General features: G+C 66.4%; 22 protein-coding genes. 9 read left to right on the plus strand and 13 right to left on the minus strand.

Annotated features, from left to right (window positions below):
- The 3 genes from NP80_RS25560 to NP80_RS25570 all read right to left on the minus strand — a co-directional run bounded on the left by NP80_RS25560 (position 1) and on the right by NP80_RS25570 (position 2,460).
- The gene (locus NP80_RS25560) at positions 1–798 is read right to left on the minus strand and encodes a hypothetical protein (protein ID WP_045594226.1); all 798 of its coding nucleotides are present in this window, start codon (positions 796–798) and stop codon (positions 1–3) included.
- Between the two features lie 226 nt (positions 799–1,024).
- Positions 1,025–2,002: a 4-hydroxy-3-methylbut-2-enyl diphosphate reductase gene (ispH, locus tag NP80_RS25565; RefSeq protein ID WP_006398548.1), complete on the minus strand. Its 978-nt coding sequence runs from the start codon at positions 2,000–2,002 to the stop codon at positions 1,025–1,027.
- A 2-nt stretch (positions 2,003–2,004) separates the two neighbouring features.
- The gene (locus NP80_RS25570; protein ID WP_006405874.1) at positions 2,005–2,460 is read right to left on the minus strand and encodes an FKBP-type peptidyl-prolyl cis-trans isomerase; all 456 of its coding nucleotides are present in this window, start codon (positions 2,458–2,460) and stop codon (positions 2,005–2,007) included.
- Positions 2,461–2,594: 134 nt separating this feature from the next.
- Between NP80_RS25570 and radC the strand changes: the two genes are divergently transcribed.
- From radC to nadB, 4 genes are all read left to right on the plus strand, one after another.
- Complete coding sequence (gene radC, locus NP80_RS25575; RefSeq protein ID WP_035488637.1) at positions 2,595–3,365, plus strand: RadC family protein; 771 nt, start codon at positions 2,595–2,597, stop codon at positions 3,363–3,365.
- Positions 3,366–3,603: 238 nt separating this feature from the next.
- A complete protein-coding gene (rpmB, locus tag NP80_RS25580; protein WP_004186391.1) occupies positions 3,604–3,837 on the plus strand; it encodes a 50S ribosomal protein L28 in 234 nt (77 codons plus the stop codon).
- A 17-nt stretch (positions 3,838–3,854) separates the two neighbouring features.
- Positions 3,855–4,022 carry a 50S ribosomal protein L33 gene (rpmG, locus tag NP80_RS25585; protein WP_004185395.1) on the plus strand — a complete coding sequence of 56 codons (168 nt, stop codon included), beginning with the start codon at positions 3,855–3,857 and terminating at the stop codon, positions 4,020–4,022.
- 159 nt (positions 4,023–4,181) lie between these two features.
- Entirely contained in the window at positions 4,182–5,768 is a 1,587-nt protein-coding gene (gene nadB / locus NP80_RS25590; protein ID WP_006405877.1) for an L-aspartate oxidase, read from the plus strand.
- Between the two features lie 86 nt (positions 5,769–5,854).
- Here the strand turns inward: nadB and nadC are convergent, their stop codons facing one another.
- The 6 genes from nadC to purN form a co-directional block, all read right to left on the minus strand.
- Entirely contained in the window at positions 5,855–6,736 is an 882-nt protein-coding gene (gene nadC / locus NP80_RS25595) for a carboxylating nicotinate-nucleotide diphosphorylase (protein ID WP_006405878.1), read from the minus strand.
- Positions 6,733–7,869 carry a quinolinate synthase NadA gene (gene nadA, locus NP80_RS25600; RefSeq protein ID WP_006398541.1) on the minus strand — a complete coding sequence of 379 codons (1,137 nt, stop codon included), beginning with the start codon at positions 7,867–7,869 and terminating at the stop codon, positions 6,733–6,735. Before nadA ends, nadC begins: the two co-directional genes overlap by 4 nt.
- 203 nt (positions 7,870–8,072) lie before the next feature.
- Positions 8,073–9,266 (minus strand): DesA family fatty acid desaturase, encoded by a 1,194-nt coding sequence (locus tag NP80_RS25605; RefSeq protein WP_006398540.1) that lies wholly within the window; start codon positions 9,264–9,266, stop codon positions 8,073–8,075.
- Positions 9,267–9,463: 197 nt separating this feature from the next.
- Positions 9,464–10,852 (minus strand): mechanosensitive ion channel family protein, encoded by a 1,389-nt coding sequence (locus NP80_RS25610; RefSeq protein WP_006405880.1) that lies wholly within the window; start codon positions 10,850–10,852, stop codon positions 9,464–9,466.
- Between the two features lie 18 nt (positions 10,853–10,870).
- Entirely contained in the window at positions 10,871–12,136 is a 1,266-nt protein-coding gene (locus NP80_RS25615) for an RsmB/NOP family class I SAM-dependent RNA methyltransferase (RefSeq protein WP_006398538.1), read from the minus strand.
- Positions 12,133–12,795: a phosphoribosylglycinamide formyltransferase gene (gene purN / locus NP80_RS25620; protein WP_006405881.1), complete on the minus strand. Its 663-nt coding sequence runs from the start codon at positions 12,793–12,795 to the stop codon at positions 12,133–12,135. Before purN ends, NP80_RS25615 begins: the two co-directional genes overlap by 4 nt.
- Before the next feature lie 121 nt (positions 12,796–12,916).
- Between purN and NP80_RS25625 the strand changes: the two genes are divergently transcribed.
- The 5 genes from NP80_RS25625 (at position 12,917) to dut (ending at position 19,132) form a co-directional block, all read left to right on the plus strand.
- Positions 12,917–13,909, plus strand: coding sequence for a bifunctional riboflavin kinase/FAD synthetase (locus NP80_RS25625; protein WP_006405882.1), 993 nt, complete (start codon positions 12,917–12,919; stop codon positions 13,907–13,909).
- A gap of 102 nt (positions 13,910–14,011) precedes the next feature.
- Positions 14,012–16,849 carry an isoleucine--tRNA ligase gene (gene ileS, locus NP80_RS25630; RefSeq protein WP_006410968.1) on the plus strand — a complete coding sequence of 946 codons (2,838 nt, stop codon included), beginning with the start codon at positions 14,012–14,014 and terminating at the stop codon, positions 16,847–16,849.
- A 2-nt stretch (positions 16,850–16,851) separates the two neighbouring features.
- Positions 16,852–17,352, plus strand: coding sequence for a signal peptidase II (gene lspA / locus NP80_RS25635; RefSeq protein ID WP_006398534.1), 501 nt, complete (start codon positions 16,852–16,854; stop codon positions 17,350–17,352).
- Positions 17,353–17,420: 68 nt separating this feature from the next.
- Positions 17,421–18,632 (plus strand): bifunctional phosphopantothenoylcysteine decarboxylase/phosphopantothenate--cysteine ligase CoaBC, encoded by a 1,212-nt coding sequence (gene coaBC, locus NP80_RS25640; protein ID WP_006405884.1) that lies wholly within the window; start codon positions 17,421–17,423, stop codon positions 18,630–18,632.
- Positions 18,633–18,685: 53 nt separating this feature from the next.
- Positions 18,686–19,132, plus strand: a complete 447-nt coding sequence (gene dut / locus NP80_RS25645; RefSeq protein ID WP_006410973.1) for a dUTP diphosphatase — start codon at positions 18,686–18,688, stop codon at positions 19,130–19,132.
- Between the two features lie 71 nt (positions 19,133–19,203).
- Here the strand turns inward: dut and NP80_RS25650 are convergent, their stop codons facing one another.
- The 4 genes from NP80_RS25650 to clpS all read right to left on the minus strand — a co-directional run bounded on the left by NP80_RS25650 (position 19,204) and on the right by clpS (position 24,182).
- On the minus strand, positions 19,204–19,974 hold the full coding sequence (locus NP80_RS25650) for a COG4705 family protein (RefSeq protein WP_006410969.1): 771 nt from the start codon (positions 19,972–19,974) through the stop codon (positions 19,204–19,206).
- Between the two features lie 114 nt (positions 19,975–20,088).
- On the minus strand, positions 20,089–21,468 hold the full coding sequence (locus NP80_RS25655) for an amino acid permease (protein WP_006410967.1): 1,380 nt from the start codon (positions 21,466–21,468) through the stop codon (positions 20,089–20,091).
- Between the two features lie 102 nt (positions 21,469–21,570).
- Entirely contained in the window at positions 21,571–23,871 is a 2,301-nt protein-coding gene (gene clpA, locus NP80_RS25660; RefSeq protein WP_006398530.1) for an ATP-dependent Clp protease ATP-binding subunit ClpA, read from the minus strand.
- Positions 23,868–24,182, minus strand: coding sequence for an ATP-dependent Clp protease adapter ClpS (gene clpS / locus NP80_RS25665; protein WP_006398529.1), 315 nt, complete (start codon positions 24,180–24,182; stop codon positions 23,868–23,870). The genes clpA and clpS overlap by 4 nt, the downstream gene beginning before the upstream one ends.
- Between the last annotated feature and the right edge of the window lie 270 nt (positions 24,183–24,452).

Here is a 24,452-nt window from a genome sequence, read left to right on the forward strand (position 1 = left end):
CTAAATCGTTACGACATCGAGGACGGTGGTGTGGGCCTCCTTGAAGTCGTAGGGCAGCATGCCGAAACGGCCGGCGTCCGGTTTCCCGAAAGCCGCGCCTGGTTCCGTCCGGGCCGGGGCGAACCCCGTATCCCGCCCGATCAGGTTGCGCACCGCGCCGCGCGCGGGCTCGACCGCCTTGCCGGCGCATGCGCTGCCGCCGCCAAGGGTGTGTGCTCCGACGCCGGACGCGCGCACCGCACGACGCGTTGCCGCGCGGCGCGCGCCTCCGATCCCGGTCGGGACTGCGTCGGAATTCAGCGGACGAAGCAGGCCGCGCGCGATCGCGCGACGGGCCGTCGCGACGCGCTGCTTCGTCGAATCGGAATGAGCGGACATGGAGATCGGCGACGCGGCGCCGCTCGCGCGGCCGCCATCCGCCGCCGGCGCGCATTGCGCGGCAACCCGCGTGCCCGCCGTCGCGCCGCGCGCGCGGCGGGCCGCGACGGATGCGTGCCGCGAGCCGGCGTGCGTGCGGCCCGCTACGTGGATGTCCTCGATCGTCAAACGTGTCCCGTCTACATTGCTCGGTTGCGCGATACGGCGCCCCCACGACGCCGCACGACCGGTTCTGGCGACGCGCACGTCGCTGGCCGGCGGTGCCGCGCACGCCGCAGCCTCCCTGCCCGCCTCGTCGTCGCTCTTTTTGCTGCAGCCGGCGACCATTGCAACCGGTGCGGCGACGGACACGGCGTAAGCCAACTTCACATGCATCGAATAGGTCTCCCGCGCCTTGCCAAAACCTGCTTTCGAAGCCATTCCGGCCTCAAAACGGGCGCATTGTAACTCCATTTAGAACGCGCCAATATTCCTGATTCGATGGGGTTTTCCTGCATTGCAACCAATTTTGAGAGGCCGTTTGGAACGGACGGAGCAACCGGGTTGCACCATACCGGGGAACGATGGTTGCGAGTGGGGAATTCGACGGACAAAAAAAAGCGCGCCGTCAGGCGCGCTTCGGTGCATCGCGATTGCAATGCGGCAATCAGGCGGCGGGCAGGTTGAGCCCGCGCGGCAGCGGGAACGAGACGTTCTCCTCGATCCCCTCGAGCGCGCGCACGTTGCGTACGCCGAGCTCGCGCAGCCGCGCGATCACGGCCTGGGCGAGCACCTCCGGTGCCGACGCGCCGGCCGTCACGCCGATGCGGCGCTTGCCGGCGACCCATGCCGGGTCGATCTGCTCGGGCGCGTCGACCATGTAGGCCGCGACGCCGCGCTTCTCGGCCACTTCGCGCAGACGGCTCGAATTCGAACTGTTCGGGCTGCCGACGACGATCACGACGTCGCACTGCGGCGCCATGAACTTCACCGCGTCCTGACGGTTCTGCGTCGCGTAGCAGATGTCCTGCTTCTTCGGTTCGCGGATCTTCGGGTACTTCGCCTTCAGCGCCGCGATGATCTCGGCCGCGTCGTCGACGGACAGCGTGGTTTGCGTGACGAGCGCGATGCGCTCCGGATCGGCGAGTTCGAGCTTCTGCACGTCCTCGACGCTCTCGACCAGATGCATCCCGCGCTCGACCTGGCCCATCGTCCCTTCGACTTCCGGATGGCCCTTGTGGCCGATCATCACGATGTCGACGCCGTCCTGGCGCATCTTCGCGACTTCGACGTGCACCTTCGTGACGAGCGGGCAGGTCGCATCGTAGATGCGCAGCCCGCGCACGCCGGCTTCGTCGCGCACGGCCTTCGACACGCCGTGCGCGCTGAAGATCACGGTGTTGCCGGCCGGCACTTCCTCGAGCTCCTCGACGAAGATCGCGCCTTTCTTCTTCAGATCCTCGACCACGTACTTGTTGTGGACGATCTCGTGACGGACGTAGATCGGTGCGCCGTGCATCGCGATCGCGCGTTCGACGATCTCGATCGCGCGATCGACGCCTGCGCAAAACCCGCGCGGCTGCGCGAGCAGGATTTCGGCGTCGGCGGCGACGGTCTGTCCGGACAGCGTATCGGTGGTGCTCATGATTACAGGATTCCGATGATTTTCACTTCGAACGTGAGCGCTTGGCCCGCGAGCGGATGATTGAAATCGAACAGCGCGGAGGTTTCGCCGACTTCCTTCAGCACGCCTGCATATCGGCCGCCGTCCGGTGCGTTGAACTCGATCAGTTCGCCCGGCGTGAAGTCCTCGTCGACCATGCCGTTCTCGCGCAGCGTCGCGAGCGTCACGCGCTGCAGCATGTCGGGATTTCGGGGACCGAACCCTTGCTCTGGCGTTAGCTGAAAAGTCGAATGGTCTCCGACCTTGAGCCCCAGCAGAATCTGTTCCAGCGACGGCGCCAGTTGCCCGGCGCCCAGCAGCAGCGTCGCGGGTTTGTCGGCGAAGGTGTTGACGATGTCGGCGCCGTCGGCCAGTGCGAGCCGGTAATGCAGCGTGACATGGGAACCGGGCTTCACTTCGGATAGATCGATGAGGCTCATGAATTACTCGTTCAGTCGGCGCCCGAAACGGCCGCGAGGCCCAGCGCAAAGCCAATATTGTAAGTCACCTGAGCGCGCAAGGCTGAAAGTGCGACGACGTTGCACGTGCGGCCGCCGCCAATGGAGTTTCGACGATGCTCATATCCTGCCTTCTTCCGCCCGTCGAATGCCGCGACGCGCACGACGTTCCGCCGGCCCCGCCCGCGCGTGCGCAGCCCGGCGCGCCGGGCCGGCGCCGGCCCGGCAACTGGCGGGCGAATTTGCCGCGCGAACGGCTGCTCGAGCGCGGGCCGGCCGCGCTGACCGACGACGAGCTCGTCGCGCTCCTGCTCGGCTCCGGCGTGCGCGGGCACAGCGTGTTCGCGAGCGCCCGCGCGCTGCTGGTGCGGTTCGGTTCGCTGCGCGGGCTGCTCGACGCGACGCCGGCCGATTTCGGCGCATGTCCGGGCATCGGGCCGGCGCGCGCGGCGCTGCTCGGCGCGATCACCGAGCTCTCGCGCCGCGCGCTCGCGGAAAAGGCGCTGCTGCGCCGGCCGATCGACTCGCCGGCCGCCGTCGACGACTATCTGCGGCTGAAGATCGGCACGCGGCCGTACGAAGTCTTCGTCACGCTGTATCTGGATGCCCGGCACGGGCTCATCGACATGGAGGAAAATGCGCGCGGCTCGCTGACGCGCATGGCCGTCTATCCGCGCGAGATCGTGCGCAGCGCGATGCGGCTGAACGCGGCCGCGCTGATCGTCGCACACAATCATCCGTCGGGCGCGGTGCAGCCGAGTGCCGAGGATCGGCGGCTTACGCGCACGTTGCGCGACGCGCTCGCGCTGGTCGACGTGCGGCTGCTCGACCACGTCGTCGTCGGCAAGGCCGACACATTCTCGTTCGCGCGCGCCGGTTGGCTGTAGACTGTGGCGCGGCGCCCCTTCGCGGAGCGCCGCAACGGCGATGCGAAATTAGGTTTGATTTTCCTGATATTTTTCTGCTAGAATCGCCGTCTGTCTTTTTTCCAACCAGTTCTAGCCATCGAAGGGCCTTGTCTGCAAGGGCTTGTGCGTTCGGAGTGCGGCCATGGATCACGTGGCGGCGCGATGAGAACCTTCACCGGCGATCGAACCCCGAATTTAGCGTATTAGGAGTGCTCTCATGGCACGCGTATGCCAAGTAACTGGGAAAGCGCCGATGAGCGGCAACAACGTTTCCCACGCGAACAACAAGACCAAGCGCCGCTTCCTGCCGAACCTGCAAAACCGCCGGTTCTGGGTGGAAAGCGAAAACCGTTGGGTGCGCCTGCGCGTTTCGAACGCCGGCCTGCGCCTGATCGACAAGAACGGCATCGATTCCGTGCTCGCTGACCTGCGCGCACGCGGCGAAGCCTAAGCCCAAGGAGCACAATCATGGCAAAAGGCGCACGCGACAAGATCAAGCTCGAGTCGACCGCTGGTACGGGTCACTTCTACACGACCACGAAGAACAAGCGCAACATGCCGGAAAAGATGGAGATCATGAAGTTCGATCCCGTCGCCCGCAAGCATGTGGCATACAAGGAAACGAAGATCAAGTAATCTCCGCTTCCTGCAGCCTGTTGACACGAAAAGCCCCGCTCATGCGGGGCTTTTTGTTTTGCGCGTACGCAGCTTCGTCCGACGCGGTATGCTCTCCCCTTTCCCGCGGCGCGGCCGCCGGAACGCACGAGCCTCACAGCACAACGATGGAGATGCAGCATGAAATTCGACGTGGCGATCGTCGGCAGCGGCCTGGCAGGGCTGTCGGTCGCACTCAACCTGGCCAGCACGCGACGCGTCGCGCTGATCGCGAAGCGTTCGATGATGGAAGGCGCGAGCGATAACGCACAAGGCGGCATCGCCGCTGTCCTCGATTCGGCGGACAGCATCGAAAACCACGTCGACGATACGCTCGTCGCAGGCGGCGGCCTGTGCGACGAAGCTGCGACGCGCTACATCGTCGAGCACGGCCGCGAGGCGATCGAATGGCTGATCTCGCAGGGCGTGCCGTTCACGAAGGACGACGCGGCCGAACTCGGCTTTCACCTGACGCGCGAAGGCGGCCACAGTCATCGCCGAATCATCCACGCGGCCGACGCGACCGGTCATGCGGTGCTCGCGACGCTGTCGGAGCGCGCGCGCCGGCATCCGAACATCACGTTCTTCGAAAACCATCACGCAATCGACCTGATCACGTCGGACCGGCTCGGCCTGCCCGGCCGCCGCTGTCACGGCCTGTACGCGCTCGACGTCGAGCACGACCGCACGATCACGATCGAGGCGCCGCACACGGTGCTCGCGACGGGCGGCGCCGGCAAGGTCTACCTGTACACGACCAACCCCGACACCGCGACCGGCGACGGCATCGCGATGGCGTGGCGCGCAGGCTGCCGCGTCGCGAACATGGAATTCATCCAGTTCCATCCGACCTGCCTGTTTCATCCGTACGCGAAATCGTTCCTGATCTCCGAGGCCGTGCGCGGCGAAGGCGGCCTGCTGAAGCTGCCGGACGGCACGCGCTTCATGCCCGCGCACGATCCGCGCGCGGAGCTCGCGCCGCGTGACATCGTCGCGCGCGCGATCGACTTCGAGATCAAGAAGCGCGGGATCGACTGCGTCTATCTCGACATCAGCCACCAGCCCGAAGCGTTCCTGCGCGAGCATTTCCCGACGATCCACGCGCGCTGCCTCGAATTCGGCATCGACATCGCGAAGGAGCCGATCCCGGTCGTGCCGGCCGCGCACTACACGTGCGGCGGCGTCGTGACCGACCTTGCCGGACGCACCGATCTGGCCGGCCTGTATGCGGTCGGCGAAACGTCGTACACGGGCCTGCACGGCGCGAACCGGCTCGCCAGCAATTCGCTGCTCGAATGCCTCGTGATCGGCCGTGCGGCGGCCGGGGCGATCGAAGCGGCCGGCTTCGACGTCGAAACGACGGGTCCGTTGCCCGCATGGGACGAGAGCCGCGTGTCCGATGCCGACGAAGAAGTCGTCGTCGCGCACAACTGGGACGAGCTGCGCCGGCTGATGTGGAACTACGTCGGCATCGTGCGTACCGACAAACGCCTCGAGCGCGCGAAGCATCGGCTGTCGCTGCTGCGTGACGAAATCCATGAGTACTACGCGAACTTCCGTGTGACGCGCGATCTGCTCGAACTGCGCAATCTCGTCGACGTCGCGACGCTGATCGTGAAGAGTGCGCAGTCGCGCCGCGAAAGCCGCGGGCTGCACTACAGCCGCGACTGGCCGAACACGCTGCCGAAGGCGCTGCCGAGCGTGCTGCAGCCGCGTTCGCGTCGCTGAGCCAGGCACGCGTCGACCGGAAAGAGAAAGGCCGCCGGCGCATACGCACCGGCGGCCTTTTCATTGCGTTGCCGCGCGTCGCGCGATCAGGCGACGATGCGCATCGAATAATCGGTCGCGCGCACGTCCTTCGTCAGCGCGCCGATCGAGATGCGGTCGACGCCGGTTTCGGCGAACGTGCGCACCGTGTCGAAATTGACGCCGCCCGAGACTTCGAGCACCGCCTTGCCGGCCGCTACGCGCACCGCTTCGCGCATCATGTCGAGCGTGAAGTTGTCGAGCAGCACCGACTGCGCGCCGTGCGCGAGCGCCGTGTCGAGCTGCGCGAGCGTCTCGACCTCGATCTGCACGGGCACGCCCGCGTTCAGCGCGAATGCCGCATCGAGCGCCTCGCCGACGCCGCCTGCGGCCGCAATGTGGTTTTCCTTGATCAGAATGCCGTCGTACAGCGCAAGACGCTGGTTCTCGCCGCCGCCGACGCGCACCGCGTATTTCTGCGCGAGCCGCAGCCCCGGCAAGGTCTTGCGCGTATCGAGAATCTTCGCGCGCGTGCCTTCGATGCGATCGACGTAGCGGCGCGTCGCCGTTGCGACACCCGAGAGCAGCTGCAGGAAATTCAGCGCATTGCGCTCGGCGGTCAGCAGCGCGCGCGCCGGCCCTTCGAGTTCGCAGACGATCGAGTCGGCCGTCATCCGGTCGCCTTCGCGGTAGCGCCACTGCACGGCGATCGACGGATCGATCTGCGCGACCACCGCGTCGAACCACGGCACGCCGCACAGCACGGCCTCCTCGCGCACGATGATGCGCGCACGACGCCGCTCGTCGGCCGGCACGAGCCGCCCGGTCTGATCGCCGGGGCCGACGTCTTCGGCAATTGCGTCGGCGACGTTGCGCGCGATCGCGTCGTCGAAGGCCGCGCCGTATTGCGCGCGGATCGCGTCGTAAAGCGGAGAAACGGCGCTCGTCATGCCGCCCCCACGTTCGCAAACAGTGGCTGGTCGCGCTGCAGATCGCCGCTCGCCTGCACGCGCTTCTTGTGCGCGGCCGCGAACGCGAGCATGCGGTCGATCGGCAGACGCGCGCGTTCGCCGATCGCCGGATCGACGAAGATTTCGTTGTGGCCGCGTTCGAGCACGTCGGCGAGATTCGCGAGGCCGTTCATCGCCATCCACGGGCAATGCGCGCAGCTCTTGCAGGTCGCGCTGTTGCCGGCCGTCGGTGCGGCGATGAAGGTCTTGCCGGGCGCCGCGAGCTGCATCTTGTGCAGGATGCCGAGATCGGTCGCGACGATGAAACGCGTCGCGTCGAACTTCACGGCCGCGTCGATCAGCTGCGTGGTCGAGCCGACGACGTCGGCCTGCGCGACGACGCTCTCCGGCGATTCCGGATGCACGAGCACCTTCGCGTCCGGATATTCGGCGCGCAGCAGGTCGAGCTCGATGCCCTTGAATTCGTCGTGAACGAGACAGGAGCCCTGCCACATCAGCATGTCCGCGCCGGTTTTCTTCTGAATATAGCTGCCGAGATGGCGATCCGGCGCCCAGATGATCTTCTCGCCGCGCGCGTGCAGATCGGCGACGATCTCGAGACCGATCGAGGATGTGACCATCCAGTCCGCGCGCGCCTTCACGGCTGCGCTCGTGTTCGCGTAGACGACGACGGTGCGATCGGGATGCGCATCGCAGAACGCGGAGAACTCGTCGACGGGGCAACCGAGATCGAGCGAACAGGTCGCGTCGAGATCGGGCATCAGGATGCGCTTGTGCGGGCTCAGGATCTTGGCCGTTTCGCCCATGAAGCGCACGCCGGCGACGACGAGCGTCTGCGCATCGTGATCGCGGCCGAAGCGCGCCATCTCGAGCGAATCGGCGACGCAGCCGCCGGTTTCGTCGGCCAGCTCCTGCAATTCGGCGTCGACATAGTAATGCGCGACGAGCACGGCCTTTTCACGCACGAGCAACGCCTTGATGCGCGCTTTGAGCGCCGCACGCTCCTCCGCGGACGGCGTCTCGGGCACCTTCGCCCACGCCTGCCCGACGCCGCACGTGGCGCCTGCCGCGAGCGGCCGATCGTATTCGACGGACTTGATCGTCGATTGCATCTCACAGTCTCCTGTCGGCCGCCGCACGCGCCTGCGCATGCCGCGACCCCATGCTTCGCACCGGCCGGCGTGCGCGCGCCGCGCGTGCCGGCCCCAAACACCATTCAGCGTCGCCCATCGCGACCGCGAAAACCGGCGGCCGAAATGAAAAAACCCCGCCAGCGCGGGGTTTGTGACGTCCTGAGATTCTAATCGATTTCGAATCAGGCGTAGCGGCGCAGGCGCATCGCAAATTCCTGCAATGCCTTGATGCCGCTTTGTTCGGCGCGATGACACCAATCTTGCAATTGTGCGAGAAGCTGTTCGCGCGACGCGGTCGAACGATCCCAGATCGCGGCCAGATCCTGGCGCAGCTGGAAATACGTGTGCAGCTTCTGGCTGTTCGCGAAGATCTCGGGCAGCAGCTTCTTCTGCGGCTCGTCGAGCCCGTCGGCGTCCTTGTGGAACCACTTGCGCGCACCGCGCATCAGCTGATACTTCTCGCCGCCGAGCGCCTTCAGATGGGCAAGCTCCTGACGATACGCACGCTTCACGGCCTTGCCGTAACGCGCCATCACTTCGTAGCGGTTCGACAGCACGGCTTGCAGCGTTTCCTGGTCGAGCACCGTCTTCGGCTTGTTCAGGCGCGGCGTCGGTGCGACCTTCTTCACCTTCGCGAGGCCGAACGCCGACATGATGCGGATATACATCCAGCCGATGTCGAATTCGTACCACTTGTTCGACAGCTTCGCGGACGTCGCGAACGTGTGGTGATTGTTGTGCAGCTCTTCGCCGCCGATCACGATGCCCCACGGAAAGAGGTTCGTGCTCGCGTCGGCCGAATTGAAGTTGCGATAGCCCCAGAAGTGGCCGAAACCGTTGACGACACCGGCCGCCCAGAACGGAATCCAGACCATCTGCACGGCCCACACGGTGAGGCCGATCACGCCGAACAGCGCGACGTCGATCACCATCATCAGGCTCACGCCGAGGATCGGGTATTTCGAATAGACGTTGCGCTCGATCCAGTCGTTCGGCGTGCCGTGACTGTACTTGCGCAGCGTCTCTTCGTTCTTCGCTTCCGCGCGATAGAGCTCCGCGCCTTCGAGGAACACCTTCCAGATCCCGCGCGTCTGCGGGCTGTGCGGATCCTCCTCGGTTTCGCACTTCGCGTGGTGCTTGCGGTGGATCGCCGCCCACTGGCCGGTGAGCATGCCGGTCGTCATCCACAGCCAGGCGCGGAAGAAGTGGCTGGCGATCGGGTGCAGCTCCAGCGCGCGGTGCGCCTGGCAGCGGTGCAGATAGACCGTCACGCCGATGATCGTGACGTGCGTGACGGCCAGCGCGAACAGCGCGACCTGCCACCACGAAAAACGCAGAAGCCCGTGAGAAAGAAAATCGAGCAGGGAATTCAGCAAGGCAGTTACCTGTGGTGAGTGCGACGCCGGCAACGGGCCGACGTCATAAAAATGAAAGCATACCGCGAATAGACCGAAATTTTACTTCAACCGTTCCAAGTCTTTGTAAAAAATGAATATTTTCTTGTCGAGAAGCAACGGGAACGGTCCACGGACGGACGCCGCGCCCGCTGCGCTCCCGTTTCGGCCGCTACGCGTCACGCGGCCGGCTGCTGCGCGCTCGACGCGGGCGCCGCGTCGGCCGCACGGCCGTCCACGGGAGGCTCGTTGGCCGCCCGCACCGTGCCGCCCAGCGCGTCGGGCAGCCCGATCACGCGCACCTCGCGCTGCGGGTACGGAATCGAGATCCCGTGCTCATGAAACAGCCGCCAGATGTTCCGGTTCACGTTCGAGCGCACGCTGCCGGTGCCCGTCGCCGCGTCCGCGATCCAGAAGCCGAGCTCCAGGTCGATCCCGTCGGCGCCGAAGCCGACGAGATACGGCGTGGGCGCCGGCTCGTCGAGCACGCGCGGCACGCCGCGCGCGGCCTCGGCAAGCAACGCGAGTGCCTGCTCGACGTCGTTCGTGTACGCGACCTGCACCGCGAGCTTCGCATAGCCGCGCGTCAGGTACGACGACTGGTTCTGCACGACGTCGGTGATCAGCTTCTCGTTCGGAATCAGCGTCTCGTTGCCGTCGAGGCCGCGTACGACCGTGTAGCGCGTGCGGATCTGCGTGACGACGCCCTGCAGCCCGCCGACGCTGATCGCGTCGCCGAGCCGCAGCGAGCGGTCCAGCAGGATGATGAAGCCCGACACGTAGTTGCTCGCGATCTTCTGCAACCCGAAGCCGAGGCCGACGCCGACCGCGCCGCCGAACACGCCGAGCACCGTGACATCGATGCCGACCAGCGACAGCCCGATCAGCACCGCCGCGAACACGAGCAGCGCGCGGCCGACGCGCGAGAGCACGACACGCAGGTTCGCATCGAGCGTGCTCGCGCGCGCGAGCCGGTCCTCGAGCACCGAGCCGAGCCACATCGCAACCATCAGCGTCACGCAGACCCACAGCGCGCCGGAGATCAGCGACAGCAGCGTCAGGTGCGCGTTCGCGACGCGGAACTGCACGCTGTCGAGCCAGTCGAGCACGTCGCGCTGGATGCCGAGCACGGTCAGCACCATCGCGGCCCACACGATCACCGACACGAGCTTCTCGACGATCGAGAGCCACGCATGCGAGTGGCCGTCGCGCGCGAACACGCGCCGCGCGAAGAAAAACAGCACGTAGATGAGCCCGATGCCGAACAGCGGCACCAGCGCGAGCGACAACAGCGATGTCGACATGAACGGCTCGAACGCCAGCTGCGCGGCCAGCACGAACAGCCCGCCGAACAGCGGAAAGAGCGCGCGTTTCAGGCTTTGCGCGCCCGCGCCCGGCAGGCGGCCGGCCGCCCGCCGGCGTGCGTCGATCCGGCCGTGCATGAAGCGCGCGGCGACCCAGGCAAACGCAAGCGCGCCGACGAGAATCGCTGCCTGCCAGATCATGACCGGCTCGTTGAAGTCGCGGATCACCGACGCAAGCCGGTGCGACAGCAGTCGGTTCTCCATCGTCCGTGCCCTGCTGCGTTACTGCGCCGCGCGCCGCTCGAGCACCGCCGCGAAGAAGCCGTCGGTCGCGTGGCGGTGCGGCCACAGCGAGAGGTAGTCGCCCGTCTCGAGCTCGATGCGCTGATCTGCCAGCACCTTCTGCGCCGGCACGAGCACGAAGTCCGGATGATCGGCGAGGAACTGCTCGACGATGCGCTCGTTCTCGGCGTCGAGCACGCTGCAGGTCGCGTAGACGAGGCGGCCGCCCTTCTTCACGAGGCGCGCCGCGCTCGCGAGGATCGACGCCTGCTTCGGCGTGAGCTCGTCGACCGACGTGCGCGTCTGGCGCCACTTCAGGTCGGGATTGCGGCGCAGCGTGCCGAGACCGCTGCACGGCGCGTCGACGAGCACGCGGTCGATCTTGCCGGCGAGCCGCTTGATCTTCGCGTCGTGCTCGCTGTCGATCAGCACCGGGTTCACGTTCGACAGCCCGCTGCGCGCCAGGCGCGGCTTGAGCTTCGCGAGACGCTTCTCCGACACGTCGAACGCATACAGCCGGCCGGTCGAGCGCATCATCGCGCCGAGCGCGAGCGTCTTGCCGCCGGCGCCCGCGCAGAAGTCGACGACCATCTCGCCGCGGCGCGGCGCGACGAGCGAGCACAGCAGCTGGCTGCCCTCGTCCTGCACCTCGATCTGCCCTTCCTCGAAGAGCTTCAGGCGCGTGAGCGCCGGCTTGCCGACCACGCGCACGCCGTGCGGCGCGAACGGCGTCTCGCCCGCGTCGATGCCGTTCGCGCGCAGCGCGTCGATCACCTGCTCCCGCGTGGCCTTCAGCACGTTCGCGCGCAGATCGAGCGGCGCGGGATAATTCAGCGCGGCCGCGAGCTGCGCGAGCTCCTCGGCATCGAAGCGCGTGGACAGCGCCTGCTGGATCCAGTCCGGCAGGTTCGTGCGGATGCGCACCGGCAGGCTCGCCGGATCGATCTTCGATACATGCTCGAGCCACGCCGCCTCGGCGGGCGACACGAACGGCTTTAGCGCGTTGCGGCCCATCGTCTGCATCAGGCCGAGCAGCGTCAGGCGTCGCGCGGGGCTGCCCGTGCCGCTCTCGGCCAGATGCGCGAACTCCATCTTGCGGCGCAGTACCGCGAACACGGCTTCGGCGATCACGCCGCGCTCCGCGTGGCCGAGCTTCGGATGCGCGCGGAAAAAGCGGCTCGTCGTCGCGTCGGCGGGACCGGCAAATTTCAGCACTTCGGCCAGCAGCGTCTCGGTCTGGCCGATCAGGAATCCGTGCAGCTTCATACACCCTCGCTCGTTTCGGTTTGCGGTTGATCCGCGAAAATCCAGCGCGCCTCCTCGGGCGCGACGACCGCACGGTCGCCTTCGAGGCGCAGGCGCCCTTCGACGAACCAGCGCACCGCCCGCGGATACAGCACGTGCTCGACCGCCAGCACGCGCTGCGCGAGCGCCGCGGCATCGTCGCCCGCGCGCACCGGCACCGCGCCCTGCGCGACGATCGCGCCGCTGTCGAGTTCCGGAATGACGAAATGGACCGTCGCACCGTGCAGCGCGACGCCCGCGTCGAGCGCCTGCTGGTGCGTGCGGATGCCCTTGAAGCTCGGCAGCAGCGACGGATGAATGTTCAGCAGCCGGCCCTCATATCGTCTGACGAATTCGGGCGTCAGGATGCGCATGAAGCCCGCGAGCACGACGAGATCGGGCGCGAAGCGGTCGATCTCGGCGGCGAGCGCCGCATCGAAGCTGTCGCGGCCGTCGAACGACCGATGGTCGACCACCGCGGTCGCAATGCCGTGCGATGCGGCAAAGGCGAGGCCGGCCGCGTCGGGCCGGTTGGCGATCACGGCGGCGACCTCGGCCGGCCAGCGTTCGTGCGTGCATGCGCGGACGATGGCCTCCATGTTGCTGCCGCGACCGGAAATCAGGATCACGAGTTTTTTCATCCGCGAATTTTACCATTCGGCCCCGCGTTTCCCGCCTCCTGAGCCGCCGCGCCGCCCGAACGTTTATAATCTTCTGCTTTGCGGCATCCCACCGCCCATCCCCGACGCTGCATCCGCTATCGTGAAAGTCTTCCGCGGCCTGCCCAACGCCGAGAGCCGCGCGCCTTGCGCGCTGACGATCGGCAACTTCGACGGTGTCCATCGCGGGCATCAGGCCCTGCTCGCGCGCGTGCGCGCGGCAGCGGACGCGCGCGGCCTGCCCGTGTGCGTGATGACGTTCGAGCCGCATCCGCGCGAATTCTTCAACCCGGCCGGCGCGCCGCCGCGCATCGCGATGCTGCGCGACAAGCTCGAGGCGCTGCGCGAGCACGGCGTCGATCGCGTGGTGGTCGAGCATTTCAATCACACGTTCGCGAGCCAGTCGCCGCAGGCGTTCGTCGAACGCACGCTGGTCAACGGGCTGCATACGCGCTGGATGATGGTCGGCGACGATTTCTGCTACGGCGCGAAGCGCGCGGGCACCTTCGACACGCTGAAGGCGGCCGGCGAGCAGTACGGCTTCGAAGTCGAGCAGATGGGCACGATCGCCGGCAGCGACGGCACGCGCATCTCGAGCTCCGGCGTGCGCACCGCGCTGGCCGCGGGCGATCTCGAGGCGGCCGCGAGCGCGCTCGGCCACAGCTATGCCATCAGCGGCCACGTCGCACACGGGCTCAAGCTCGGCCGCGACCTCGGCTTCCCGACGCTGAACCTGCCGATCGCGCACAAGCGCCCTGCGCTGTCGGGCATCTTCGTCGTGCAGGTGCACGGCCTCGGCCCCGCACCGCTGCCCGGCGTCGCGAGCCTCGGCCTGCGGCCGACCGTCGACGATTCCGGCCGCGTGCTGCTCGAGGTGCACCTGCTCGACTGGCACGGCGACGCATACGGCAAGCTCGTGCGCGTCGAATTCCTGAAAAAGCTGCGCGACGAGGCGAAATTCGACGATCTCGAGGCGCTGTCCCGCGCGATCGCGCAGGACGTCGCGAACGCGCGCGCGTACTTCATCGAGCGCGACCGTGCGCCGGGCAGCCGCGCGACCGGCTTCTCGACGTCGGCGACCGACCGAATTAGCTGATCCGGCCGGCGGCGCGCAGCGCGCCGCACACCTCGCGCCGCGCTGCGCGCGCGCCCGATTCACGACGCACGTGCGTCCCCCGATTTAGATAGCGATCCCATCATGAGCAACAAGAAAGCCGATTCGAAACCGCAGGCCAAGTATCCGGTCAACCTGCTCGACACGCCGTTCCCGATGCGCGGCGATCTGCCCAAGCGCGAGCCGCAGTGGGTCAAGGAGTGGGAGGAGCGCGGCGTCTACGAGAAGATCCGCGCGGCCAGCAAGGGCCGGCCGAAGTTCATCCTGCACGACGGCCCGCCGTATGCGAACGGCGACATCCACCTCGGTCACGCGGTCAACAAGATCCTGAAGGACATCGTCGTGAAGTCGCGCAACATGGCCGGCTTCGATGCGCCCTACGTGCCGGGCTGGGACTGCCACGGGATGCCGATCGAAATCCAGATCGAGAAGCAGTTCGGCAAGTCGCTGCCGGCCGCCGAAGTGATGAGCAAGGCGCGTGCGTACGCGACCGAGCAGATCGAGAAGCAGAAGGCCGGCTTCAAGCGCCTCGGCGTGCTCGGCGACTGGGCCGATCCCTACAAGACGATGAACTTCGTGAATGAAGCGGAAGAAATCCGTGCGCTCGGCAAGATCATCGAGAAGGGTTACGTCTATCGCGGGCTGAAGCCCGTGAACTGGTGCTTCGACTGCGGCTCGGCGCTCGCTGAAGCGGAAGTCGAGTACAAGGACCGCACCGATCCGACGATCGACGTGATGTTCCCGTTCGCCGAACCGGAAAAGACCGCGCAGGCGTTCGGGCTGCCCGCGCTGCCGCGCGCCGAAGGCGGCATCGTGATCTGGACCACGACGCCGTGGACGATCCCCGCGAACCAGGCGCTGAACCTGCATCCCGAAATCGTCTACGCGCTCGTCGATACCGAGCGCGGGCTGCTGATCGTCGCCGAAGAGCGCGTCGCCGCGTGCATGGAAGAGTTCAAGCTGACCGGCCGCGTCGTCGCGACCGCGCCGGGCGTGAAGCTCGTCAACCTGCGCTTCCACCATCCGCTCGCGTCGGCCCACCCCGGCTACAAGCGCACGGCGCCCGTCTATCTGGGCGACTACGTGACGACCGACACCGGCACCGGCGTCGTGCACTCGTCGCCCGCGTACGGCGTCGAAGACTTCATCTCCTGCAAGACGCACGGCATGACCGACTCCGACATCATCAATCCGGTGATGGGCGACGGCCGCTACATCGAATCGCTGCCGCTGTTCGGCGGGCTGTCGATCTGGGATGCGAATCCGAAGGTTGTCGACGCGCTGCGCGACGCCGGCACGCTGCTGCGCAGCGAGAAGTACACGCACAGCTACATGCACTGCTGGCGCCACAAGACGCCGATCATCTACCGCGCGACGTCGCAATGGTTCGCCGGGATGGACGTCACGCCGCGCGAAGGCGGCAAGACGCTGCGCGAGACCGCGCTCGAAGGCGTCGAAGCCACGGCGTTCTATCCGTCGTGGGGCAAGCAGCGCCTCTTCAGCATGATCGCGAACCGGCCGGACTGGACGCTGTCGCGTCAGCGCCAGTGGGGCGTGCCGATGGCGTTCTTCGTGCACAAGGAAACCGGCGAGCTGCATCCGCGCACGCTCGAGCTGCTCGAGGAAGTCGCGAAGCGTGTCGAAAAGTCGGGCATCGAGGCGTGGCAAACGCTCGATCCGCGCGAGCTGATCGGCGACGACGCGAACCTGTACGAAAAGAACCGCGACACGCTCGACGTGTGGTTCGACTCGGGCACGACGCACTGGCACGTGCTGCGCGGCTCGCACAAGGATCAGCTGCAGTTCCCGGCCGACCTCTACCTCGAAGGCTCGGACCAGCATCGCGGCTGGTTCCATTCGTCGCTGCTGACCGCGTCGATGCTCGACGGCCGCGCGCCGTACAAGGGGCTGCTGACGCACGGCTTCACGGTCGACGGCGAAGGCCGCAAGATGAGCAAGTCGCTCGGCAACGGCGTCGATCCGCATGAAGTCGCGAATCGCCTCGGCGCGGAAATCATCCGCCTGTGGATCGCATCGACCGACTACTCGGGCGAGCTCGCGATCTCCGAGGAAATCCTGAAGCGCGTGACGGAAGGCTATCGCCGGATCCGCAACACGCTGCGCTTCCTGCTCGCGAACCTGTCCGACTTCGACTACGCGCAGCATGCGGTGCCGGTCGACGAGTGGCTCGAGATCGACCGCTATGCCGTCGCGTTCTCGGCGCAGCTGCAGACCGAACTGCTCGCATACTACGAAAAGTACGAGTTCCACCCGGTCGTCGCGAAGCTGCAGACGTACTGCTCGGAAGACCTCGGCGGCTTCTATCTCGACGTGCTGAAGGACCGCCTGTACACGAGCGCGCCCGACTCGCGCGCGCGCCGCTCCGCACAGACGGCGCTGTACCACCTGACGCAGGGCCTGCTGCGCGTGCTCGCCCCGTTCCTGTCGTTTACGGCCGAGGAAGCGTGGAAGGTGTTCCAGCCGGCGAGCGACACGATCTTCACCGAAACGTATTACGCGTATCCGGACGTCGCCAACGCCGATGCGCTGATCGACAAGTGGTCGCTGCTGCGCGACGTGCGCGGCAACGTGACGAAGGCACTCGAGGAAGCGCGCACCGCGAACCGCATCGGCTCGTCGCTGCAGGCCGAAGTGACGGTGCACGCGAGCGGCGCGCGTTACGACGCGCTCGCGAGCCTCGGCGACGATCTGAAGTTCGTGCTGATCACGTCGGCCGCGACGGTCGTCAAGGTCGACGACGAAGCGCAGGAAGGCGTCGACGTGGCCGCGTCGAAGTATCAGAAGTGCGAACGCTGCTGGCACTATCGTGAAGACGTCGGCGCGCACGCCGATCATCCGACGCTGTGCGGCCGCTGCTTCTCGAACCTGTTTGAAAACGGCGAAATCCGGAGCGCTGCGTAAATATGGCGAAAACCCTGTCGAAACCGGCCAGCGGCGCACTCGCGCCGTGGCTGGGCATTTCGCTGATCGTGATCCTGTTCGACCAGCTGTCGAAAATCGCGATCCTGAAGACGTTTGCCTACGGCGCGCAGCATGCGCTGACGTCGTTCTTCAACCTCGTGCTCGTCTACAACCGCGGCGCCGCGTTCGGCTTCCTGTCGACCGCGAGCGGCTGGCAGCGCTGGGCGTTCACCGCGCTCGGCGTCGGCGCGACGCTCGTGATCTGCTTCCTGCTGAAGCGCCACGGCCACCAGCGGCTGTTCAGCCTGTCGCTCGCGCTGATCCTCGGCGGCGCGCTCGGCAACGTGATCGACCGGCTCGTGTACGGCCACGTGATCGACTTCCTCGATTTCCATCTCGGCGGCTGGCACTTTCCGGCATTCAACCTTGCCGACTCCGCGATCACGATCGGCGCCGTGCTGCTGATCTACGACGAACTGCGTCGCGTGCGCGGGGCGCGCTAAGCGCGCATACTCTGCGTCGACGGCCGGCGTGCGTGCCGGCCGTCTCGTTCGACCCTTGGAGGCCTGAGTTGGCACACGCGGAACTCGCAGGAAAACACCTCGTTCTCGGCCTGACCGGCGGCATCGCCTGCTACAAGATCGCCGAGCTGACCCGGCTGCTCACGAAAGCCGGAGCGACCGTGCAGGTCGCGATGACGGAAGCCGCCACGCAGTTCATCACGCCCGTCACGATGCAGGCGCTGTCCGGCCGTCCCGTCTATACGAGCCAGTGGGATGCGCGCATCGACAACAACATGGCGCACATCGACCTGTCGCGCGAGGCCGACGCAATCGTGATCGCGCCGGCGTCGACCGATTTCCTCGCGAAGCTCGCACATGGCTTCGCGGACGATCTGCTGTCGACGCTCTGCGTCGCGCGCGACTGTCCGCTGCTCGTCGTGCCCGCGATGAACCGGCAGATGTGGCAGAACCCGGCTACGCAGCGCAACGTCGCACAACTGCGCGCCGACGGCGTGTCGGTGCTCGGCCCCGACTCCGGCGCGCAGGCGTGCGGCGAAGTCGGCGACGGCCGCATGCTCGAACCCGAAGCGATCTACGAAGCGATCGTCTCGCACTTCCGGCCGAAGCGGCTCGCGCATCGGCGCGTGCTGATCACGGCCGGCCCGACCTTCGAACCGCTCGATCCGGTGCGCGGCCTCACGAACCGCTCGAGCGGCAAGATGGGTTTCGCGCTCGCGCGCGCCGCGCAGCAGGCAGGCGCCGAAGTCCATCTCGTCGCCGGCCCGGTCGCGCTCGACACGCCGTGGGGCGTGTACCGCGAGGACGTGCAGACTGCGCAGCAGATGTACGACGCGGTGATGAACGCGATCAACGATGCCGACATCTTCATCGCGGTTGCCGCGGTGGCCGACTGGCGCGTCGCACAGCCGGCCGAGCACAAGATGAAGAAGACGGCCGACCGCAAGATGCCGCCGCTCGAATTCGTCGAGAATCCCGACATCCTCGCGTCGGTCGCGGCGCTGCCCGATCCGCCGTTCTGCGTCGGCTTCGCGGCCGAAAGCGGCGACCTCGACGTGCACGGCGACGAAAAGCGCAAGCGCAAGAACGTGCCGCTGCTGGTCGGCAATCTCGGCCCGCTGACGTTCGGCCGCGACGATAACGAAGTCGTGCTGTTCGACGAAAGCGGCCTCACGCGGCTGCCGCGCGCGCCGAAGGACGAGCTCGCGCACGTGATCGTCGACGAAATCGCGAAGCGCCTGCCGGACAACAGCCTGATCTGAACTCGCGCGCGGCGGCACGCGCCGCCGCGCCCTTCCCGACCGATTCGAACCGCATGAAACTCGACCTGAAAATTCTCGACGCGCGTATGCGCGACTACCTACCCGCCTACGCAACCGCCGGCAGCGCGGGCCTGGATCTGCGCGCGTGCCTCGACGCGCCGCTGACGCTGAAACCGGGCGACACGGCGCTCGTGCCGACGGGCCTCGCGATCCATCTGGCCGACCCCGGCTACGCGGCGCTGATCCTGCCGCGCTCGGGTCTCGGCCACAAGCACGGGATCGTGCTCGGCAATCTGGTCGGGCTGATCGATTCCGACTACCAGGGCCAGCTGATGGTATCGACCTGGAACCGCGGGCAAACGGAATTCGTGCTGAACCCGTTTGAGCGCCTCGCGCAGCTCGTGATCGTGCCGGTCGTGCAGGCGCAGTTCAACATCGTCGACGACTTCGCGCAAAGCGAACGCGGCGCGGGCGGCTTCGGCAGCACCGGCCGTCACTGAACGGTGCGTCGGATGCGCGAAAAAGGGGCCGCATGCCCCTTTTTTGTCGATCGGCGCTCGCGCGCCCCGCATCAGTCCTGGACGCGCTGCGCGATCCGCGCGGCCGTCAGGTCGCGCTGCCGCTGCTGCGCGAGCATCGCGTAGACGACCATCGCGACGAGCACGCCGAGCAGCACCGCCGACGATCCAACCGTGCCGAGTGCGAGCCCGCCCTTGGCGGTCGGCTTCGTCAGCAAGTCGCCGACCGTCGCACCGAACGGCCGCGTGAGCACGAACGCGCCCCAGAACAGCAGCACGCCGGAGATTCGCGTGAAATAGTGCGCGACGACGATCGCCGCGAGCAGGCCGCCGATCAGCAGCGCGCCGCCGCCGAAGCCGAGGCCGGAGCTGTCCGCGAGGAAGTCGCCGAGCGCGGTGCCGAGCGTGTTCGAGAACAGGATCGCGATCCAGTACAGCATCTCGACCTTGCGCGTGCGGATCCGGTCGACCGACAGCGATTCGCGGCTCAGCCGCCAGATCGCGAAGATCGACAGCAGGATCGCGACGAGAATCGACGTGCCGAGCGCGTAGCCGAGCCCGAGCGTGCGGTCCATGAAGTCGGACATCGTCGTGCCGGCCGTGCTGGTCGCGACGATCACCGCCCAGTAGACCGCCGGCCGATAGCGCGTGGTGCGCAGCTGCGCGCCGAGCGTAACGACGAAGAAACCGAACAGCAGGATCGAGCTCACTGCATAGCCGACGTTCAGCGTCATCGACAGCAGGTCGCCGCCGGTTTCGCCGAGCGTCGTCGCGCAGATCTTCATGATCCAGAACGCAAGCGTGATTTCGGGAAGTTTGTTCATTCGAGCCCTTTTGCAGGAAAGCGGCGAACCGGGCGAGCCGGAACGCGTTGCAGACAGGATCGAATGTAGCCGCCGCCAGCTTAACGCAACCTTAGCGAGCGGCCGCGCGGGAACTCAGCGTGCGTGCTGATGCCGGTAATGCAGCGCGTAAGCAAGCGTCAGCAGCACGACGAACACGACGCCGACCACCATCGTCATCCGGAATTCGCGCGTAAAAGCGGTCGTCAGCAGGATCGCCGCGACGAGCCCCGCGCCGAGCAGGCTGCCGAACGGATGCGCCCACATCCGGAAGGCGAGCGCAGGGCCACGATATTTCGAACGAAAACGCAGATGCGTGACGAAGATCATCAGCCACGTGAACAGCGCGCCGAACATCGCGATCGCCATCATCACGGTAAACGCCGTATCGGGCGACAGCGCGACCAGCACGGCCGCGACCGCGACGCCGCTCGTCGAGATCCACAGCGCCGCGCGCGGCACGCCGTTCGCGCCGAGCCGGCCGAACACCGCGGGCGCGAGACGTGCGCGCGACAGGCTGAACATCATCCGCGTCGTCACGTACAGCTGGCTGTTCATCGCCGATAGCGCCGCGATCAGCAGCACGAAGTTGATCACGCCGGCCGCGTACGGCACGTGCGTCGCGGCCATCACCTTCACGAACGGGCTCTCGTCGGTGCCGGCCTGCGTCCACGGGACGATCGCGAGCATCAGCGACAGCGTCAGCAGATAGAACAGCACGAGGCGAAACACGGTCGAGCGGAACGCGCGCGTGACCGCGTGCTGCGGATCGCGCGCTTCGCCGGCCGCGATCGCGACCGCCTCGATGCTCATGTAGCTGAAGATCGCCACGATCACCGCGACCCAGGTGCCCCACGGCCCCTTCGGCATGAAACCGCCGTGCGCGGTGTAGTTCGCGAAGCCGATGCCGGATGCGGGCGGCGCGGACCACACCAGATACGCGCCGAGCACGATGAAGACGACGATCGCCGCGATCTTCAGCAGCGAGAACGCATATTCGACCGATCCGTACAGCGTGACGCTCGCGAGATTCACCGCAATCAGCAGCGCGGAGAAGCCGATGACCCAGTACCAGCCCGGCACCGCCGGAAACCAGTACTTCATGAACACGGCGATCGCGCTGATCTCGGTGCCGATCGCGAACACGACCGCGAACCAGTACGCGTAACGGACCAGAAAGCCGGCGAGCGGGCCGACGTAATGTTCGGCATACGCGCCGAACGAGCCGGCCGTCGGATGCGCGACCGTCATTTCGGCCAGCGCGCCCATCAGCAGCAATGCGATCAGCGCGCCGACCGCATAGGACACGAGCACGCTCGGGCCGGCGAGCCCGATCGCGAAACCGCTGCCGAGAAAGAGTCCCGTGCCGATCGCGCCGCCGATCGCGATCATCGCCATCTGCCCCGACGTCAGCGCGTGGCGCAGCCCCTGTTCGCGCTCGACGATGTTGTCGAACGACTGCTGTTGTCGTGTCACTGCGTTGCCACTCCCTGCCCTACGAACGCGCCGCCGGCGCCGGATAAAACGAAACGGCGCGGAGAACTTCCCGCGCCGTTCGGATGAACCCGCAATTATCGCTTATTCGACTTCGACCGTCTCTTCGTTCGGCTTGTGCGGCGGATTCGGCAGCTTGTCGAACGAGAGCTGCACCTTGTCGTTTTCGTCGACGTCGACCGTCACGCGGCCGCCGTTCACCAGCTTGCCGAACAGCAGCTCGTCGGCCAGCGCACGACGGATCGTGTCCTGGATCAACCGCTGCATCGGCCGCGCACCCATCAGCGGATCGAAGCCGTGCTTCGCCAGATGCTTGCGCAATGCGTCGGTGAACAGCGCGTCGACCTTCTTCTCGTGCAGCTGTTCCTCGAGCTGGATCAGGAACTTGTCGACCACGCGCATGATGATTTCCTCGTCGAGCGCACGGAAGCTGATGATCGCATCGAGACGATTGCGGAACTCCGGCGTGAACAGACGCTTGATGTCGGCCATCTCGTCGCCGGTCTCGCGACGCGTCGTGAAGCCGATCGTCGCCTTCTGCATCGACTCGGCGCCCGCGTTCGTCGTCATGATGATGATGACGTTGCGGAAATCCGCCTTGCGGCCGTTGTTGTCCGTCAGCGTGCCGTGGTCCATCACCTGCAGCAGCACGTTGAAGATGTCCGGGTGCGCCTTCTCGATTTCGTCGAGCAGCAGCACGCAGTGCGGCTTCTTCGTGACGGCTTCGGTCAGCAGACCGCCTTGATCGAATCCGACGTAGCCCGGCGGCGCGCCGATCAGCCGGCTCACGGCATGGCGCTCCATGTATTCGGACATGTCGAAGCGGATCAGCTCGATGCCGAGCGTGAACGCGAGCTGACGCGCGACCTCGGTCTTGCCGACGCCCGTCGGGCCCGAGAACAGGAACGCACCGATCGGCTTGTCCATCTTGCCGAGGCCCGCGCGTGCCATCTTGATCGACGCCGCGAGTGCGTCGATCGCCGGATCCTGGCCGAACACGACGCTCTTCAGATCGCGATCGAGCGTCTGCAGCTTGCTGCGATCGTCCTGCGACACGCTTTGCGCCGGCACGCGCGCGATCTTCGAAATGATTTCCTCGATCTCGCTCTTGCCGATCGTCTTCTTCTGCTTCGACTTCGGCAGGATGCGCTGCGCGGCACCGGCCTCGTCGATCACGTCGATCGCCTTGTCGGGCAGATGACGGTCGGTGATGAAGCGCGCCGACAGTTCGGCGGCGGCCGACAACGCGCCCGACGAATACTTGACGCCGTGATGCTCCTCGAAGCGCGACTTCAGCCCGCGCAGGATCGCGACCGTCTGCTCGACGGTCGGCTCCGTCACGTCGACCTTCTGGAAGCGCCGCGACAGCGCCGCATCCTTCTCGAAGATCCCGCGATATTCGGTGAACGTCGTCGCGCCGATGCACTTGAGCGTGCCCGACGACAACGCCGGCTTCAGCAGGTTCGACGCATCCAGCGTGCCGCCCGACGCGGCGCCCGCGCCGATCAGCGTGTGGATCTCGTCGATGAAGAGGATCGCGTGCGGACGCTCCTTCAGTTCCTTCAGCACCGTCTTCAGGCGCTGCTCGAAATCGCCGCGATACTTGGTGCCCGCGAGCAGCGCGCCCATGTCGAGCGAATAGACCTGCGCATTCGCGAGGATGTCGGGCACTTCGCCGCGCGTGATGCGGTACGCGAGCCCTTCCGCGATCGCGGTCTTGCCGACGCCGGCCTCGCCGACGAGCAGCGGATTGTTCTTGCGACGGCGGCACAGCACCTGCACGACGCGCTCGACCTCGGGCTCGCGCCCGATCAGCGGATCGATGCGGCCGTCCTTCGCCATCTGGTTCAGGTTCTGCGTGAACTGCGCGAGCGGCGTTTCCTTCTGCGCGTTCGCGTCGTCGCTTTCCGCGCTCGGATCGCCCGACTTCGCGGCCTCGCCGCTGTTGGTCTTCGCGATGCCGTGCGAGATGAAGTTCACGACGTCCAGACGCGTGACGCCCTGCTGCTGCAGGTAGTAGACGGCATGCGAATCCTTCTCGCCGAAGATCGCGACCAGCACGTTCGCGCCGGTCACTTCCTTCTTGCCGTTCGACGTCGACTGGACGTGCATGATCGCGCGCTGAATCACGCGCTGAAAGCCGAGCGTCGGCTGGGTATCGACGTCGTCGGTACCGGGGACGGTAGGCGTGTTGTCGTGGATGAAATTGCGCAGGTTCTGACGCAGATCCTCGATGTTGGCCGCGCACGCGCGCAACACCTCGGCTGCCGTCGGATTATCCAGCAGGGCGAGCAACAGGTGCTCGACCGTAATGAACTCATGGCGCGCCTGGCGTGCTTCCATGAACGCCATGTGCAGGCTGACTTCCAATTCCTGGGCAATCATGCTTCCTCCATCACGCACTGCAGCGGATGCCCGGCCTGCCGCGCATGGGTAACGACTTGCTCAACTTTGGTCGACGCGATGTCCCGCGTATAGACCCCACAAACCCCTCGCCCTTCGCGATGGACCTTCAGCATGATCTGCGTGGCCGTCTCGCGATCCTTCTTGAAATACTCCTGCACGACCATCACGACGAATTCCATCGGCGTGAAGTCGTCGTTCAGCAACACCACCTTGTACATCGAAGGCGGCTTCAGCTTCTGTTGCTTGCGTTCCAGGACCGTGCTGTCCTGCTTGTCCGGGATAATCGCCATACACCCATTCTAAACAACTCGGACAGGCCCGCAATCCTGCCATTACCCGACCGACCGGCCGGCGCCCTCCCCGGTATCCCGGAAACACGCGATCGTCTTCGCGCCATGCGAAAGCCGGCTGCGGTGCCGGCTTTCACGCGTGGCGCGGAACGCGAATCGTCGCCGGGTGTCGCGCCGGAACGTCGTGTTCGCATCCAGTATCCCACAAGCCGGGACGACTCGAACGCGTGTCACTCGAGCCTGGTATATGAGCCGATTATGCGACTTTTC

The organism is Burkholderia multivorans ATCC BAA-247, from assembly GCF_000959525.1.
Lineage (GTDB): Bacteria > Pseudomonadota > Gammaproteobacteria > Burkholderiales > Burkholderiaceae > Burkholderia > Burkholderia multivorans.

Coding starts and splice junctions, on each gene's coding strand:
- NP80_RS25650 (WP_006410969.1), bottom strand. CDS start 19,974: ATGAACAAACTTCCCGAAATCACGCTTGCGTTCTGGATCATGAAGATC.
- nadC (WP_006405878.1), bottom strand. CDS start 6,736: ATGACGAGCGCCGTTTCTCCGCTTTACGACGCGATCCGCGCGCAATAC.
- NP80_RS25560 (WP_045594226.1), bottom strand. CDS start 798: ATGGCTTCGAAAGCAGGTTTTGGCAAGGCGCGGGAGACCTATTCGATG.
- clpA (WP_006398530.1), bottom strand. CDS start 23,871: ATGATTGCCCAGGAATTGGAAGTCAGCCTGCACATGGCGTTCATGGAA.
- ispH (WP_006398548.1), bottom strand. CDS start 2,002: ATGAGCACCACCGATACGCTGTCCGGACAGACCGTCGCCGCCGACGCC.
- NP80_RS25610 (WP_006405880.1), bottom strand. CDS start 10,852: ATGGAGAACCGACTGCTGTCGCACCGGCTTGCGTCGGTGATCCGCGAC.
- clpS (WP_006398529.1), bottom strand. CDS start 24,182: ATGGCGATTATCCCGGACAAGCAGGACAGCACGGTCCTGGAACGCAAG.
- NP80_RS25570 (WP_006405874.1), bottom strand. CDS start 2,460: ATGAGCCTCATCGATCTATCCGAAGTGAAGCCCGGTTCCCATGTCACG.
- ileS (WP_006410968.1), top strand. CDS start 14,012: ATGAGCAACAAGAAAGCCGATTCGAAACCGCAGGCCAAGTATCCGGTC.
- rpmB (WP_004186391.1), top strand. CDS start 3,604: ATGGCACGCGTATGCCAAGTAACTGGGAAAGCGCCGATGAGCGGCAAC.
- NP80_RS25615 (WP_006398538.1), bottom strand. CDS start 12,136: ATGAAGCTGCACGGATTCCTGATCGGCCAGACCGAGACGCTGCTGGCC.
- dut (WP_006410973.1), top strand. CDS start 18,686: ATGAAACTCGACCTGAAAATTCTCGACGCGCGTATGCGCGACTACCTA.
- radC (WP_035488637.1), top strand. CDS start 2,595: ATGCTCATATCCTGCCTTCTTCCGCCCGTCGAATGCCGCGACGCGCAC.
- lspA (WP_006398534.1), top strand. CDS start 16,852: ATGGCGAAAACCCTGTCGAAACCGGCCAGCGGCGCACTCGCGCCGTGG.
- rpmG (WP_004185395.1), top strand. CDS start 3,855: ATGGCAAAAGGCGCACGCGACAAGATCAAGCTCGAGTCGACCGCTGGT.
- nadB (WP_006405877.1), top strand. CDS start 4,182: ATGAAATTCGACGTGGCGATCGTCGGCAGCGGCCTGGCAGGGCTGTCG.
- nadA (WP_006398541.1), bottom strand. CDS start 7,869: ATGCAATCGACGATCAAGTCCGTCGAATACGATCGGCCGCTCGCGGCA.
- purN (WP_006405881.1), bottom strand. CDS start 12,795: ATGAAAAAACTCGTGATCCTGATTTCCGGTCGCGGCAGCAACATGGAG.